Source organism: Microbulbifer mixtoriginis (SeqCode) (assembly GCF_052467705.1).
The window spans coordinates 4198044-4214910 of record NZ_CP174322.1; the positions used below are offsets into that span (position 1 = coordinate 4198044).

General features: G+C 48.9%; 13 protein-coding genes. 5 read left to right on the top strand and 8 right to left on the bottom strand.

Translation table 11 applies throughout. The annotated features are described in order from the left end of the window. Positions 1–47 precede the first annotated feature (47 nt). The 4 genes from glmM to rlmE form a co-directional block, all read right to left on the bottom strand. A complete protein-coding gene (gene glmM / locus ACJJIB_RS18385; RefSeq protein WP_444882648.1) occupies positions 48–1400 on the bottom strand; it encodes a phosphoglucosamine mutase in 1353 nt (450 codons plus the stop codon). 93 nt (positions 1401–1493) lie between these two features. After that, positions 1494–2342 carry a dihydropteroate synthase gene (gene folP, locus ACJJIB_RS18390; RefSeq protein WP_444887107.1) on the bottom strand — a complete coding sequence of 283 codons (849 nt, stop codon included), beginning with the start codon at positions 2340–2342 and terminating at the stop codon, positions 1494–1496. 94 nt (positions 2343–2436) lie between these two features. Beyond that, the gene (gene ftsH / locus ACJJIB_RS18395; RefSeq protein WP_444887108.1) at positions 2437–4365 is read right to left on the bottom strand and encodes an ATP-dependent zinc metalloprotease FtsH; all 1929 of its coding nucleotides are present in this window, start codon (positions 4363–4365) and stop codon (positions 2437–2439) included. A 175-nt stretch (positions 4366–4540) separates the two neighbouring features. Next, positions 4541–5164 (bottom strand): 23S rRNA (uridine(2552)-2'-O)-methyltransferase RlmE, encoded by a 624-nt coding sequence (gene rlmE / locus ACJJIB_RS18400; protein WP_252083196.1) that lies wholly within the window; start codon positions 5162–5164, stop codon positions 4541–4543. Between the two features lie 143 nt (positions 5165–5307). On the opposite strand from rlmE, the gene yhbY reads away from it, so the two are divergent. Next, positions 5308–5610, top strand: coding sequence for a ribosome assembly RNA-binding protein YhbY (yhbY, locus tag ACJJIB_RS18405; protein ID WP_252083197.1), 303 nt, complete (start codon positions 5308–5310; stop codon positions 5608–5610). A gap of 44 nt (positions 5611–5654) precedes the next feature. On the opposite strand, the gene ACJJIB_RS18410 is transcribed toward yhbY, so the two are convergent. The 4 genes from ACJJIB_RS18410 to ACJJIB_RS18425 all read right to left on the bottom strand — a co-directional run bounded on the left by ACJJIB_RS18410 (position 5655) and on the right by ACJJIB_RS18425 (position 10836). Beyond that, the gene (locus tag ACJJIB_RS18410) at positions 5655–6035 is read right to left on the bottom strand and encodes a hypothetical protein (RefSeq protein ID WP_444887109.1); all 381 of its coding nucleotides are present in this window, start codon (positions 6033–6035) and stop codon (positions 5655–5657) included. 1 nt (position 6036) lies between these two features. Further along, on the bottom strand, positions 6037–7668 hold the full coding sequence (locus ACJJIB_RS18415) for a S41 family peptidase (protein ID WP_444887110.1): 1632 nt from the start codon (positions 7666–7668) through the stop codon (positions 6037–6039). 210 nt (positions 7669–7878) lie between these two features. Next, positions 7879–9270, bottom strand: a complete 1392-nt coding sequence (gene pntB, locus ACJJIB_RS18420) for a Re/Si-specific NAD(P)(+) transhydrogenase subunit beta (protein WP_444887111.1) — start codon at positions 9268–9270, stop codon at positions 7879–7881. 15 nt (positions 9271–9285) lie between these two features. Then, positions 9286–10836 carry a Re/Si-specific NAD(P)(+) transhydrogenase subunit alpha gene (locus ACJJIB_RS18425; RefSeq protein ID WP_444887112.1) on the bottom strand — a complete coding sequence of 517 codons (1551 nt, stop codon included), beginning with the start codon at positions 10834–10836 and terminating at the stop codon, positions 9286–9288. A 706-nt stretch (positions 10837–11542) separates the two neighbouring features. On the opposite strand from ACJJIB_RS18425, the gene ACJJIB_RS18430 reads away from it, so the two are divergent. The 4 genes from ACJJIB_RS18430 to ACJJIB_RS18445 all read left to right on the top strand — a co-directional run bounded on the left by ACJJIB_RS18430 (position 11543) and on the right by ACJJIB_RS18445 (position 16614). Then, positions 11543–12130, top strand: a complete 588-nt coding sequence (locus ACJJIB_RS18430) for an ANTAR domain-containing response regulator (RefSeq protein WP_444887113.1) — start codon at positions 11543–11545, stop codon at positions 12128–12130. 7 nt (positions 12131–12137) lie between these two features. Next, positions 12138–13202 (top strand): CmpA/NrtA family ABC transporter substrate-binding protein, encoded by a 1065-nt coding sequence (locus ACJJIB_RS18435; RefSeq protein WP_444887114.1) that lies wholly within the window; start codon positions 12138–12140, stop codon positions 13200–13202. A gap of 180 nt (positions 13203–13382) precedes the next feature. Continuing rightward, on the top strand, positions 13383–14846 hold the full coding sequence (locus ACJJIB_RS18440) for a NarK family nitrate/nitrite MFS transporter (protein WP_252083204.1): 1464 nt from the start codon (positions 13383–13385) through the stop codon (positions 14844–14846). After that, entirely contained in the window at positions 14836–16614 is a 1779-nt protein-coding gene (locus ACJJIB_RS18445; protein ID WP_444887115.1) for a bifunctional protein-serine/threonine kinase/phosphatase, read from the top strand. Before ACJJIB_RS18440 ends, ACJJIB_RS18445 begins: the two co-directional genes overlap by 11 nt. The last annotated feature ends 253 nt before the right edge of the window (positions 16615–16867 follow it).

Genomic DNA, 16867 nt, shown 5'->3' on the forward strand with positions numbered 1-16867 from the left:
CTGATGGCGCCCTATAGAACGCCTCAGGAGCCCCCCTAATGAAGGGCTCAGCCGCCCCCAACCCTTTGTACTACAGCGGAGATCTGCTGTGCCAGTTGCTCTACCTGTGTGCTATCACGGCCTTCCACCATTACCCGGATAAGGGGCTCAGTACCAGAGGGACGCAGCAGAACACGACCATTGTCAGCGAGCTGAAGCTCCGCATCACTGACCGCTGCCATAACTTCCGGATGGTCGAGTATACCATCGCGATGTCCAAGTCGCACATTAATCATGTGCTGGGGAAGCATCTGCATGCGCGCCTTGAGCTGGTGCAGAGGTAGGCCAAATTCAGAAAGGGCTCGAAGCACCTGAAGAGCAGCAACAATGCCGTCTCCGGTTGTTGAAGCATCGGCGCAGATGATATGGCCAGAAGATTCACCACCCAGCATCCAGCCATTGGCCTTCATTTTTTCGAGCACATAGCGGTCGCCAACTTTAGCGCGCTCAAACGGGATATTGCGCTCCCGCAAGGCCAACTCAAAGCCGTAATTACTCATCAGGGTACCGACAATGCCCTTACAGCCCCCAAGATGCTCCTGCTGGTAAAGGCCGATAATAAAGAGCAGCTGATCCCCGTCGACAAGATCACCATTGCGATCAACAAACAAAACCCTGTCGCCATCACCATCGAAAGCGATCCCGAGATCAGCACCTTGCTCCACTACTGCGCTCTGTAGCTGCTTGGGTTTGGTGGAGCCACATTCCAGATTGATATTTAGCCCATCCGGGCTAGCACTTAAGGCAGTCACTTCTGCCCCCAGTTCTCGAAAGACCTTTGGTGCTATGTGATAAGTGGCCCCGTTTGCGCAATCAAGAACGATTTTGAGACCACCCAAGGAAAAGTTCCAAGGTGTGGATGCTTTGCTGAATTCGATATAACGCGAGGCCGCATCATCTACTCGATATGCCTTGCCTAGATTTTCCGCCGCTTCCATGGGAAGCTCGAGCGCAGCTTCGATCTCGCGCTCTACTTCGTCGGGCAATTTGTAGCCTTCGGCACAGAAGAACTTGATGCCGTTATCGTGAAAAGGGTTATGCGAGGCGCTGATTACGATTCCCGCCCGAGCGTGGAAAGTGCGAGTGAGGTAGGCAATAGCAGGGGTAGGCATGGGGCCCAATAGGCCCACATCAACTCCTGAGTAGATTAAACCCGCCTCCAGGGCAGCTTCAAACATATAGCCGGACACTCGCGTATCCTTGCCAATCAAAATATAGGGGCGACTGGACCTCTTACCCGCAGACATCTTACCCAGTACCTTACCAGTGGCGTACCCTAACCTCAGCATAAAGTCCGGGGTTATTGGCCCCTTTCCCACATGTCCACGAATTCCGTCAGTGCCAAAGTACTTTCTTTCCATTTCTGTTCTCTACTGCAGCTAACTACGCCGCATTTAATTTGTAAAAATTTTAAAAATGCCTCTACAATTTTAGGAGGCTAATGTTTGTAGGAATTAGGCTTTAAACCCCTCGACAGCTTGCTGTAATCGCAGAACATCAACTGTCTCTGCAACATCGTGCACCCGTAAAATCTTTGCCCCTCGCTGGGCTGCTAGCATAGCAAGTGCAAGGCTACCTGGAAGCCGATCTTCCACCTCTCGCTGCAACAGGCGCCCAATCATCGACTTACGCGACAAGCCAGCCAGTATAGGGACTTCCACTGGGCCCAGTTGCGACAAGGCACCCAATAAAGCCAGGTTATGGGCGTCGGTCTTGCCAAAGCCAAAGCCTGGGTCCAGCAAGAGGCGCTCTCGGTTAATTCCCACCGCACCACAGGCCTCAATACGGCCCGCCAGGTAATGGGCGACTTCCGTTACTACATCTCTATAATTGGGGGAAGTTTGCATGGTATCCGGCTGCCCTTGCATATGCATAAGACATACCGGTAAATCTGTTTGCGCGGCAGCCTCAAGTGCCCCCTCTCGCTCAAGCGCACGAACATCATTGATAAGCCCAGCTCCCACTTTAGCGGCTTCACGCATCACTGTTGGTGTACTGGTATCTACCGAGACGACAATATCCAGCCTCGTACAAATAGCATCTACCACGGGGAGCACCCTATCGAGCTCCTCCTGCTCAGAAATAGGAGAGGCTCCAGGTCGAGTGGACTCACCACCCACATCAATAATTGCGGCCCCCTCGTCTAGCATTTGCTCGGCCCGGCGCAAGACAAGAGACAGGTCTAGCATGCCAGCCTGATAGTAACTGCCGCCATCGGAAAAAGAGTCTGGGGTGGTATTGAGAACCCCCATCACTACCGGTGAGGAGAGGTCTAGTGTGTGTTTTCCACAGGTGATTTTCATATACAGAGATAAAAAAACGGAATGTCGAACCGGGGTGGACTGACGCCATCCCGACCTACATTCCGTTTATGCCATTTGAATGTTTCGCTGAGAATCAGTGCTCGTTTAACGGGCCACCAACCGGGTTACTCTTGTCTGCCTCAGTAGAGGCCTCAGATGTATCCGTTTTATCCACTTCATCGGTTGAGCTGTTGCCACCGGAGCCAAAATTGTTGTCTTCCCAGTCTTTAGGTCGACGTACTTTGCGACGAGCCATCAGGTCGTCCACTTGTTCTGCGTCCAGGGTTTCATATTCCATCAGGGCATCTTTCATCGCTTCAAGGATATCCCGATTTTCCTCTAGCAACTGGCTGGCACGTTCATAGCAGCTATCAATGATACGGCGAACTTCTTCATCAATATCATTAGAGGTCTTGCCGGAAACCGGGTTACCCTGCCCGGGCTGGCCACTTTCATCTTCTCCATAGTGCAAGGGACCAAGTTTCTCAGAGAGTCCCCATTTGGTCACCATACTACGTGCCAAGTCGGTAGCGCGCTCAATATCGTTGGACGCGCCGGTTGTCACACCATCTATACCCAGGGTCATCTCTTCGGCAATACGACCACCAAACAGTGAACACAACTGGGATTCAATCGCACGTTTGGAAAGGCTGTACTTATCCTCCTCAGGCAAGAACTGGGTAACACCCAGTGCACGGCCGCGAGGGATAATGGTGACCTTGTGTACCGGATCATGTTCTGGGACCAGGCGACCAATAATCGCATGACCCGCTTCATGATAAGCAGTATTCACTTTCTCTTTCTCATTCATCACCATGGACTTGCGCTCGGCACCCATCATGATTTTGTCACGGGCACGTTCAAACTCTTCCATGGTCACCGTACGTTTGTTGGCACGGGCAGCAAACAATGCGGCTTCATTGACCAGGTTGGCCAAATCGGCACCGGAGAAACCGGGTGTACCCCGCGCAATAGTCTGAGCATTGACCTTGTCATCCAGTGGTACCTTGCGCATATGCACAGTCAAAATCTGCTCGCGGCCGCGGATATCCGGTAGGCCGACAAATACCTGACGGTCGAATCGACCGGGGCGCAACAGAGCATGGTCTAGTACGTCCGGGCGGTTAGTGGCGGCGATCACGATCACCCCTTCATTGCCTTCAAAGCCATCCATCTCTACCAGTAGCTGGTTGAGTGTTTGTTCACGCTCGTCATGACCACCGCCAACACCGGCGCCACGGTGGCGGCCTACGGCGTCGATTTCATCAATAAAGATAATGCAGGGAGCTTGCTTCTTGGCCTGATCGAACATGTCACGGACGCGGGAAGCACCCACGCCGACAAACATTTCTACGAAGTCGGAACCGGAAATAGAGAAGAAGGGCACTTTTGCCTCACCGGCAATGGCCTTAGCCAGCAGGGTCTTACCGGTTCCGGGAGGACCACACATCAGTACACCACGGGGGATATTACCGCCCAGGCGCTGGAATTTAGTGGGGTCTCGTAGAAACTCTACCAGCTCCTGTACTTCTTCCTTTGCTTCATCCACACCCGCAACATCGGCGAAGGTGGTCTTGATCTGGTCCTCGCCTAATAGGCGCGCTTTACTTTTACCAAAAGCCATAGGTCCGGAACGGCCACCAGCACCGCCCTGCATCTGGCGCATGAAGAACATAAAGACGGCAATAATAATGAGGATCGGGAAGCTCGCTACCAAGAGTTGCTGCCAGATACTGGGAGATTCAGGTTCACGGCCAACGAACTGGGTATTACTGCGCACCAACTCATTGGTGAGTTCATCGTCAATAATCTGTGGCTGGATAGTCTTGAAACGACTGCCGTCGGCTTTTTCGCCAGTAATCACCAGACCATCCACAACGACGCTTTTCACCTGTCCCGACTGCACATCCTGAACAAAGTCGGAATAACTGAGAGCCTCATCCCGTGTCTGCGGCTTAAAATTCTGAAATACCATCAGCAGCACCGCCGCGATGATCAACCACAGTACAAGGTTCTTTGCCATATCATTCAAAGGGATAGCCCTCTCGCTTTCGCACTCAAAATCCGTTCATTTTGCTGTGCCGATCCTATCTATACCCATCAAATCAGTATAGGTGTAGGAGACAACAGCCCTGCCGCCCAATAGGAATAATGCTTATACCATATCGAGCAGGCAGACTAGAAATACGCCTTCGCGCCTAATTGCCCTTAAAGCCCCTGGCCACCAAATAGACTTCGCGAGAGCGAGGCCTGGAGGCGCCAGGCTTACGAGTCACAACACTGTTGTAGCTCGCGCGCAAGTCGCGGATCAGCTCATCAAACCCCTCTCCCTGGAAGACTTTGGCAACAAAAGCACCGCCGGGCTTTAATACCTGCCGGGCCATATCTACTGCCAACTCTACCAAATACATGGAGGCGGGCTGATCAACATCGCGTATCCCACTCATATTGGGGGCCATATCGGAAATCACAAGGTCTGCCATCTCATCGCCAAGATGTTGCAGCAGCTCGTTGAGCACTGACTCCTCAGTAAAGTCACCTTGCACAAAGTCCACACCGGCCAGGGGGTCCATCGGCAATATATCAGACGCCAAAACCCGGCCTTTGTGCCCCACTAGCTCCATCGCCACCTGAGACCACCCTCCCGGTGCAGCGCCCAGGTCGACAACCGTCATGCCTGGCTTGAACAGACGGTCCTTATCCTGTAACTCCTGCAGCTTGTAGCTGGCACGGGAGCGATAGCCCTCTTTCTGGGACTGTTTGACGTAATGGTCATTAAAATGTTCACGCAGCCAGCGGTGGCTGCTCTTAGATCGGCCCATCGGGTACAATGCCTACAATCACTACAGCTTATTAGTAAGAGCGGTCATAAGCCGCGATCGGGTCAGCCAAACAACTGCTGACGAAGATCGAGGCTTTTGGTCACTCCCATATCGATATCCACAAAGTGGTAATGGAGTATTGTATGCCTTTAACCGCCGACCGCAAAAAAGCACTGCGCTCTCTCGGTCACAATCTCAAACCTGTCGTGACTGTAGCGGGCAATGGGCTCAGCGAGGGCGTGATGGAAGAACTGGAACGTGCACTGGAAGATCACGAGCTGATCAAGGTAAAGCTGATGATCGCTGACCGTGAAGTCCGACATCAGATTGTAGGGGAGCTCTGCCAGAAATCCTCTGCTGAACTGATCCAGGAGATTGGTAAAATCGCTTTAATCTATCGAGCTGCGAAGAAGCCGGATGTACGCAAGTCTAACTTGCTGCGCTGATGTTTTATCAAGAAGCGGCCTTTGCCGTTTCTTGATAATCTCCATCAAGTATCTTCATCAACAGCAAGCTCACAGGGTACAGACAGTTCCCACATCTCATCGCTAGAAAGTCGAGCAAGCCAACACTTCCGCCCATCCGTAAGTAACTGGAATTTGATGGGCTTCGCCATATCTCGACCAATTAATGCCATATGCTGCCGATTACGTTCAACGACCAGAATACTTTTTTCTACAAACACTTCAGAGCCCAGAGTAACTTTAACCCCACCCAAGGCTTCTGAAACCAGCACTTGTATCTCCGCAGTAACTTCTGGGCTAACCTTTTTCAAAAGCGCCGGTTGGACATTCTGAATATTTGACTGAGAGGCGCATCCCAAGCATATAACGGCAAGACAGCAGTAACCTATCAGGGCTGCAATTTTCATTTTATCTCACCATTATCCGATTGCTACGAGAAGCTTCTTTTGGCACTTGAACATTTGATACTGGAATGCGTGAATTGATACCAGACTCAGAAAATGCACTAACGGCTATATCACCACACTCCCCTGTTTCAATATAGTTTAGGGCTGCCGCAAAACGAGCCTCATTGGCATCACCTAAAAGATGATAAAAGTCATCGCCGATATGACAACCCGGCAAATCAGCAGCTGTATTATCGGTACCATTAGGGGCAAACCCATCTGAATAATCGCCAAAGCCTTTAGCATTCACAGCAGAAAACTGAATTGTGAAATAAGTAGTACCACAATTATCCAACGGATAAAAACCATAGGGCTTGCCACAAGTAGTTTCACCAATCTGAATAACCTCTATATCTACTCCGCGCAAGCCATTAATAATAGCTTCACTGGCCGAGCAAGTATTCTCACTGGTCAAAACAAATACACGTGGAAGGTTCAATGTAGGCAAAGGGGCTCCTTTCAAACCCTCATCTATAAGCCCAAGCGCAGAGGTATGAAACGGGGTCGAGTCAATTGGTTTCCCTGTGATTGGGTTTGTCTCTGGATGCTTATTATTAAACTTGGTCCGCTCAAAGGGCTGGCCAATTGTTACTGTACCAGCAATCATATAGGCTAGCTCTGCGGCAATATCTAAATACCCACCGCCGTTATAGCGTAAATCCAACACTAAATCTTCAACAGAAGCAGTATCTAACTGGGTAACTGCATTAATTAATTCCGCCTCAGCTGTTGCAATATGATCATTGAAAAGTATATAGCCCACTCTGCGACCGGAGCCCGTCACCTCGGTCTTTACAAACTGAACTGGATCAGACTTCACTGCTGAGGCAACTAGAGTAACCTTTTCAATCGTGGAGGAGCCCACTTGCCTAAATTCAAAAGTGTGGGATTCACCTTCACTCTCAGGCCACAGGCCATTATTTAGCGTATCTATATCTTCATCATTGGCCAAGTCGACTCCATCCACACTGATCACCTCAGCACCCCGAGTAATAATACCTGGCAAACTTTCATTGCCTTCTTCATCTAGGTAGGCGACTACTGCCTTTCGTGGTGGCTCACTCGATAGAAGTGCCCACTGAAGTCCATAGCCAACATAGACTCCGGACTCGGTTTGCGATAACCATTCGCTGGTCGGAATCGTGTAGTGAAAACGATCCTTATCTCGGCCGGAGGGCGTCTTCTTAAACGTTTTCAGCTGATCAAAGTAAGCCAAAGAGTCATCAAAGCTTGCCGGATCCTTATCTGTAATTTCATCGTACCAAAGGTAGACTTCATTACTCATGGAACGAAGCCAGTTGTTTTCGTCGACGCGTGTTCCCAGCTGATCGATATATTCGTAGCCAGTTGCTGGGTCGGTACCAGTTCTTGGTGAGACGCATCTAGCTACAAAAGTCGAGGATGGCAAAAAGTTATTCTCTACCCAAGATGCTCCAGCCGGGGTAGGAAGCTCTGCATTACCAGCAGTACCCGTAGCACTCGTTCTTTCAGGCGTATCATCTCCGCTGCCGCCGCCACTACCACAAGCAATCAGAGCAAGCGTTCCAAACGCCATCATTCCTTGCAAGGCAAGTTTACGAAAACGGGTCCCCATCCCCCAGCTCCTTTAATATTTTTGTCTAATACTATTAAAGTAGGGGAGGTTATCACTATTAATCAAAGCCAGCGATAGTCAAAGTAATTTAAGAATAATTTCACTCTGAAAAAACAAATGGAGCTGAAACATCCAATACCAATCTGGTATCAGTGTCTCAGCCCCATTGGGTAATAGCCACCTAATGATTAAACATCAGGCGCTATTTTATTAGTCGCAAACCCTCCCAATTACACCCTGCAGACTGTCTTTGGCATCGCCAAACAACATACGAGTATTCTCTTTATAGAACAGGGGATTTGCCACACCCGCATAACCAGAGGCCATAGAACGTTTAAGCACCACCACTTTGCGCGCTTTCCAAACTTCCACTACAGGCATTCCAGCAATTGGAGAGCCGGGTTTTTCTACGGCATCGGGGTTTACAGTGTCGTTGGCTCCGATCACCAGTACCAAGTCGGTGCTGGGGAAGTCGGGATTAATTTCATCCATCTCTAACACTATGTCGTAAGGCACATTGGCTTCGGCCAGTAAGACATTCATATGGCCCGGCAGTCGCCCTGCAACAGGATGGATACCAAAACGCACTGTTTTACCCATACCGCGCAGGCGATCGGTCAAGTCGCTGACGGCTTGCTGCGCATGGGCAACAGCCATTCCGAACCCAGGCACGATAATGATGCTATCGGCGCTCTTGAGGTCATCGACAAGTTCCTGCTGGTCAATGGCAATCACCTCACCCTCGACTTCCTCATCGGAGACTTCCCCACCGTCAGAGCCAAAACCACCGAGAATCACACTGATAAAAGAGCGATTCATACCGCGGCACATAATATAGCTGAGGATCGCACCGGAAGAACCAACGAGTGCACCAACTACGATAAGCAGATCATTGCCTAGCATAAATCCAGTAGCCGCTGCGGCCCATCCTGAGTAACTGTTCAGCATGGAGATAACCACCGGCATATCAGCCCCACCGATAGCAGCCACTAAGTGGATACCTAACAATAAAGCAATAGCGGTCATCACTAGTAGATTGATAACCGTAGGCCCACTCACTTCTGCAGGCACAAAGAGCACACCTAATACGATACAGGCCAGGATAGCAATTAGGTTAAGCCAGTGCCGAGCCGGCAACATCAAGGGCTTACCGGAAACTATGCCCTGTAGCTTACAAAAAGCAACAAGTGACCCCGTTAAGGTGATAGCCCCAATAAACACCCCAAGATAAATTTCTGTGCTGTGCACAACATGTGCAGAACCATGGAGATTGACTCGAGGATCGAGAAAGCCTCCCCAACCAATTAAAACTGCCGCAAGGCCAACGAAGCTGTGCAGAAGGGCTACCATCTGCGGCATCTGTGTCATAGCCACGCGTTTTGCGAGTGACAGGCCTATTACAGCCCCCACCACCATGGCAATAATCACCAACCAGTAAGCGCCGGAGGCAATACCGGAAATAGTGGCTATTATGGCAACCGCCATACCAACCATTCCGTAGATATTCCCCCGGCGCGCAGTTTCATGACTGGACAAACCGCCCAGACTTAAAATAAACATTACCGCGGAAAAAAGATAAGCCATTGCAATCATACCGTTCATCACTTATCTCCCTTCTTAACGACGAAACATCTTCAACATCCGGTAGGTAACAAAAAAACCACCGAATATATTGATACTAGCTACAAGTACACCAACAAAGGCCAGCAAGGTTACAAGCCCAGAACCAGTAGCTCCCAATTGCAACAATGCCCCCACTACAACAATCCCAGAAATCGCATTAGTAACACTCATCAATGGGGTATGCAGGGCATGGGTGACATTCCAAATTACCTGCCAACCGACAAAAATGGCCAGCACAAAAACGGTAAAGTGTGAAACGAAGTCTGATGGAGCTACCCGGCCAAGCCAAAGAAGTAATATTCCAGCGATTGCCCAGAAAACAAAAATAGATAGGGGAGATTTGCGCTTTTCAACTTTTTCTTCGAGGGAAACCTTGGTTTCCTCTGCGGCTTTTGTTGGCTTCTGGGGCTGCGCAGAGATCTTGGGAGCGGGAGGCGGCCAGGTGATCTCCCCTGACTTAACCACAGTCGCTCCACGAATAACCTCATCCTCAAAATTAAGATCTATTTCACCATCCTTTTTCGGAGTGAGTTCACTGAGTAAATGGGCGAGATTGGTGGAGTACAATCGGGAAGACTGTGCCGCTGCACGGCTGGGTAAATTGGTGTAGCCAATGATTGTCACATCACTATGTACTGTTTTCTGGTGAGGGACGGTGTAATCACAGTTACCCCCCATTTCTGCCGCCAGATCCACCACCACAGAGCCAGGCGCCATGCTGTTAACCATATCGGCAAGCCATAGTTTTGGTGCTGGTTTACCGGGTATCAATGCCGTCGTAATAACAATATCCACATCCTTGGCCTGTTCGCGAAACAACGCCATTTCCGCTTCAATAAATTCCTTCGACATCTCCTTGGCATATCCGCCAGAACCCGAGCCCTCCTCTTCCACCTCTACTGTGAGAAACTCGGCCCCCATGGATTCTACTTGTTCGCGCACCTCGGCTCGGGTATCAAATGCCCGAACGATGGCTCCCATACCTTTAGCTGTACCAATTGCCGAGAGTCCGGCAACACCTGCACCAATAACGAGAACTTTGGCTGGAGGGATTTTTCCCGCCGCGGTGATTTGCCCGGTAAAAAAACGACCAAAATTATGTGCGGCTTCGATGACGGCACGATAGCCGGCAATATTAGCCATGGAGCTGAGCGCATCCATTTTCTGGGCCCGGGAAATCCTGGGGATGGACTCTACGGCAAGTGCGTTAATATCATTATCGGCAAGCTTTTGTAGGAGCTCGGCATTTTGTGCTGGCTTTAAGAAGGCAATCAATGTTGCCCCCTTAGGGATTAAAGCCAACTCTTCATCCGTTGGCGGTTGCACTTTAAGAACAACTTCCGCCCCCTTTAGGCAAGCCACTATATCCCCACGGATCTCAGCACCAGCTTGTCGATATAATTCATCGGCAAAGCTAGCCTTTTCACCAGCCCCGGCTTGTACAACAACAGAAAAACCCAAGTCAATTAATCGCTTTACGCTCTCCGGAGTTGCCGCAACACGCGCCTCCCCCTCTACGGTCTCTCTAGGTATGGCTATTATCACCGCCGTGCCCCTCATATTTAATATTATGAATTTACAACTACATCCACCTCAAAAAGGACTAGTTTGCCCATTTTATAGTCAGGCCGAGTGTAAACTCAGCAAACTGGGATTGAAAGAGAAGCTATCTAATAGCCACAATTGGTGAAATTTATAAGGCTATTAATAAGTTACAGCTGCAACATTAATTCAAGCACATCATAAGGTCACAGCGACAAAAAAAGAATAAACTGTGAAAAGGAACTTTCTATCACCCGTGAGAAGCAACAAAGGAATCGGGCCAACTTAAATAATACAAATACTCTTTGGTTTCACACTGGCCAAACAATTGGGTTTGTTAATTCCCTAAAAGTTCTTTCTCATTAGGCTAATCATCACAAAAAAAACCTGGCAATAGGATCTTTCACCCATCAGAAATTGATAATGATGTAAATTCTTTTCATATACCCACCTGGAAGTGTTTTCAAAAAACTTCTTTAGCATCTTCATTTCAAAGTGACCTGGCCAGATTTCCTCTCAAAAACTCCTCTTGTACTAAAAGATCAATAATTCCAAAATGGCGTAATAAGAAACAGCGGATATCTCATACTGTACTTCATGGAATTAGAAGAATTTATTTTATTTGCCCCTCTCTCACGATTTTGGCACAAGTTTTGATTGTACTTTGGTAAGCCGTCTATCTAGCCACAAACGAGTGCCACTTCAAGTCGTGACGAATATTAGCCCTGCCATCATGTTGGTTGATGATAATCAAGAACGCGCTCACCTTGTCTGTGAGTGTTTAAAATCTGCCGGATACACTATTGTTGCGCAAATCAGCAGTGCCGAAGGGCTTCTATTCCAAGTAGAGAAATATCGCCCCGATGTGGTGTTGATCGACATTGAATCCCCTGATAGAGACATCCTAGAGAGCCTTGCCATCGTTAATCGTGAGGCACCGACACCAGTAGCTATGTTCTCCAGCCACAACAGTGCGGACTTTATCAGTCGCGCAGTTGAGTCTGGGGTCAGCGCATATATGGCCGAGGGGATCACTACCGAAAGAGTTGCCCCGGCAATAGAAATTGCCATGGCTCAATTCAAGAGCTTTCAGCTGTTGCGACAATCACTTGAGAAAACCCAACAGCAACTCAGTGATAGAAAAACCATTGAAAGAGCCAAAGGATTACTAATGGCCAAGAAAAAACTCAACGAGGAGGATGCGCATAAGATTTTGCGTAATCTTGCTATGAGTAGTAATGCCACCATGCACGCGGTAGCCGAACAGCTTATTCAATATTTTCAGAGCGAGCATTGAATCCCTAATGTCTTCCTTACTGTACCCGGAAAAGAAATCTATCAAGCTGCTGTACCTCAGACTCACCGACAGCGCCCCCCTAATCATTGCCAAGGAGAAAGGTTACTTTAGTCAATTTGGCCTTGAGGTGGAGTTAAAGCGGGAGACTTCCTGGGCAACTCTGCGCGATAAATTGATCGGGCGTAGGGCCGATGCAGCAGCCATGCTGGCCCCTATGCCATTAACGCTCCCAGAAACTCTACCTGACTGTAAAGAGCGACTTATCAGTGGTTTGATTCTCAGTTGTAATGGCAACGCCATTACCCTATCAGAGGATCTCTATCAACGCCTGCAGCACTACACAACAGAAGAAACGAAAACTGATATTGGTGTAGCACTAAAACAGTACCTGCAGAAAAACACTGGCATCTCACCGATAAGACTGGCCACGGTTTACCCTTTCTCCAGTCACACACTACAGTTGCGCCATTGGTTACAGGCCGCAGGTGTGAATCCGGATCGGGATATACAGCTTATTATATTACCCCCCGAACAAATGCTGGAAAGCCTTCTCAGCGGCATTATTGATGGTTACTGTGTTGGCGAACCATGGAATAGCCTTGCAGCCCAAAAGGGTACTGGAGTGGTTGTTACGGCCTGCAATACACTATTGCCGGCAATGCCGGAAAAAGTATTAGCTGTGACCCAAAGCTGGCATAAGGCCAACCCAGTCAGCCATCTAGCTTTGCGTGCAGCATTACTGAAAGCCTGCTCCTGGTTAATAGCAAGAGAAAATCGCTGCGAAGCAGCCGGATTATTATCACAGAAACACTATCTGAATTTACCAGAGTCACTGTTGCAGCGCTCCCTGAATGATCAGATTCTCTACCGCCGCAACACCAATATCATAGCCAACCCAGGCTGGCACCTGTTTGCCCATATCGATAATGACAACGGTCGTCCCTGTGAGACAAAAGCCCAGCAGTTAATAGAGATGTGCAGGGGGTTTAGTGAGATAGCAACGATAAACAGTCAAAACTTCAGGCCAGAGCTATACCATCAAACTGTGGATTTCCTCAATTCCAAGAAATAATGGCACATTAATTGAATGAGAATATATCGATGGTGCAATGGCTTGCCGCTAAGCGCATTCGCACAGTCAATCGCTCTTTCAACAAAAATATCGGGCAATGGAGTCCATTGACTGCGACCAAAGGGGCGCGGTGGTGGGCTTTTTTTATGCCTGTGAAGTATGCAAATAAAGGAAATGCGCATGTCTAGTGAATCCCTCAATCTTTTTTCATTTCGAGGAAGGATAAAGATTCTTCACCTAACCTGGGTGGCCTTCTTCATTACGTTTTTTGCCTGGTTTAACCATGCCCCATTATTGATGGCAATATCGAAAAGCCTGTCATTGACTCCTGATCAGGTAAAAACGCTACTGATCTTAAATGTAGCCCTAACCATTCCAGCACGAGTAGTAATCGGGATGCTCACCGATAAATACGGCCCCAGGCTTACCTACTCCCTGTTGCTTGCTATCGGCAGTGTACCCTGCTTTATTTTTGCCCTAGCGGATAACTTTATGCAGGCGGCAATAGGTCGCTTTCTGCTCGGTTTTATTGGTGCTGGTTTTGTCGTTGGTATCCGCATGGTTTCCGAGTGGTTCCCCGCCCGTCAACTGGGCACTGCTGAGGGAATTTACGGCGGTTGGGGTAATTTTGGCTCTGCCGCTGCCGCTATGAGCTTACCGACCATCGCTCTATTTTTTGGTGGCGACAATGGCTGGCGCTATGCGATTGGAATCACCGGAGTTATTGCACTGGTATATAGTGTGATTTACTACTTCTCCGTTACCGATACCCCCAAGGGCTCCACTTATTTCAAACCAAAAAAAATAGGGGCTATGGAGGTCACTAGTTCAGGAGACTTTGTATTGTTACTGATTATGAAGGTACCAATGTATGCCGCACTGGCGTTGTTGACCTGGAAACTTTCAAGCGGTGTAAACTTGATTTCCAGTCTCGCTGCCACCTTGATTTATTGTGGGCTCGGCTTACTTTACCTACTGGATGCACGCAAGACATATAGCATCAACCGGGAGATTTTCACTAATCCACCGGCTCCCGTACATCGTTATAAATTTAAGCAGGTAGCCGTACTCAACCTTCTTTACTTTGCTACATTTGGTTCAGAACTCGCAGTAGTATCCATGTTGCCACTGTTTTTCTCTGAGACTTTTACCCTAGACCCTGTAAAAGCGGGATTACTTGCCTCAGCTTATGCCTTCATGAACTTGATGTCTCGTCCAGCAGGCGGCTTAATCAGTGATCGCTGGGGACGCAAACCCACCTTGCTGATACTAACTGCAGGCCTGGCACTGGGTTACTTCACCATGAGCCTGATTGATGCCGAATGGCCACTCTACTTGGCGGTAGCCGCTGCCATGGCCTGCTCTTTCTTTGTGCAAGCCGGTGAAGGGGCTGTATTTGCTGTAGTCCCTCTAATCAAGCGCCGTCTTACCGGGCAGATCGCAGGTATGACTGGGGCCTACGGCAATGTCGGAGCAGTTTTTTATCTCACCGTGTTAAGCCTGGTTTCCTACCAAACATTTTTTATGGTTATCGGCATCACCGCACTTCTCGGCTTTACAGCACTGTTATTATTGGAGGAACCCGAGGGTCAAATGGCTGAGGTACACCCAGATGGCAGCGTGTCGATGATCGATGTCGCCTGATAAAGAACAGCACACAAAAACTCCGGTAGGGATACAAAACGCCCATGGAGCTTCTAAAAATTTGCAGAGTAAAGAGTTGCATGCTCTGCAAATTTTCAGTGCTACCTGTTCCGGTCATCGCCAACACAATGATGATGCTTGTGCCGTACGGCTACCCGAGAGGCTAGAGTTAAAGCGCTATGGCGCACTCGCCGCAGTAGCGGATGGTGTCGCCAGCGCCGAGGCCGGCGGCGAAGCTGCTCGTGCAGCCATCAACGGTTTTTTCTCAGACTATTACAGCACCCCGGAAACCTGGTCTACTCGCCATGCTGTTGCACGAGTACTCCACTCCCTCAACAGCTGGCTATACCGACAAAGTGGAGGCAGTGTGGAAATCCAGCGGGGTTGGCTGACCACTTTCTCAGCCCTGATTTTTAAAGGTACCAGCGCCCACTTGGTGCATATCGGCGATACACGTATCTACCGCCTGCGTGCTGGCAAGCTTGAGTGCCTCACGCGTGATCACAGCCACCAGCTGTCTCCTGGGCGCACTTTTCTCAGTAGAGCCCTGGGGATGGATGTCCATATTGAAGTGGACTACCGCTGTGAAGCACTGCAAACCGGTGATATTTATTTACTGAGTAGCGATGGCATTCACGATTTTTTGCCAGAGACTTCTATCCAGAAAAGACTTTCTGAGTTTGACAAAACTACACCACAACAACTCATTGATGCGGCCCTAAAATCAGGTTCCAAAGATAACCTGAGTGCAGTCGTCGCCAGGGTTAATAATCTGGACTTTCCTCAATGCGACGAATTGGCAATGCACAGCCGAACGCTTCCCTTCGCTCCCGATCTGAACCCAGGACAAAAACTCGATGGTTTTCTTATTTTGCAGGAGCTTTATGCCAGTAAACGTAGCCACCTATACCTGGCCCAAGATCATATGACCGGAGAGCTTCGCGCGCTGAAAACTCCATCGGTAAATTACTGTGATGATCCAAACTATATCGAGCGTTTTATCGCCGAAGAATGGACCGGCAGGCGAATAAATCATCCAGGGATTATCAAGCTATACGCCCCAAGAGCCGAACGCGCTTGCATGTATCATGTTCTCGAGTATATTGAGGGGCAGACGCTGCGACAGTGGATGCAACTTAACCCTCAGCCAGAAGTATCCCAGGTAAGGGAATTACTTTCTCAGCTGGTAAGTGCCCTGCGCAGCCTGCAGCGATTAGAGATTGTACACGGCGATCTGAAGCCGGAGAATATTATGATCCGCAACAATGGTCGTCTAGTGATCATTGACCTTGGAGGGGTCGATGGACCAGGCCTTAGGGAGCAATTACATTTCACAGAAATTGATACTCCAGGCAGTAAGAATTATGCGGCTCCTGAATTCTTTTTTGGCGATAGCGCCAGCCATCGTTCGGATATTTTTTCTCTCGGAATAATTGTCTATGAATTACTCACAGGAAAATATCCCTACCCTGAGCGCCTCGGCAATCTGCACTATCACCTCAAAAGTTATCAACAATTGCGTTATACAAATGCATATGTGCACCGCAAGGATATCCCCCACTGGATAGATAGTGCCTTGCAAAAAGCCTGTGCCCCCAATCCTAAACAAAGATACGATAGCCTATCCGAATTTATCCAGGACCTGCAGCATCCCAATCCAACCTTCAAACCTGCCCAGAACCATCCTCTACTGGAAAAAAATCCAATTTTATTCTGGCAGCTCATAGCGCTGATCCTACTGCTTTCCCACCTCCTGTATGTTTTCTAAAGCCCCTCTTGGTTAATCCCTTATTTGCCTCTCAGTAACTTAAGATGACATTTCCCGCTTAATAATCCACAAAATTTAACTAAGCACCAATTCAGAGCAGAAAAAAGGTTTTCTGCACCAACATATCGCAAAAATTGTGGACAATAGGAACGGATAGGCGCCATCCCTGGGATAAATACTGGCATGAAGATTGAATGTATTTATTAACCAACAAAATTATCCCCCAATTCGAGGCAACGGCGCCTGTACTCTT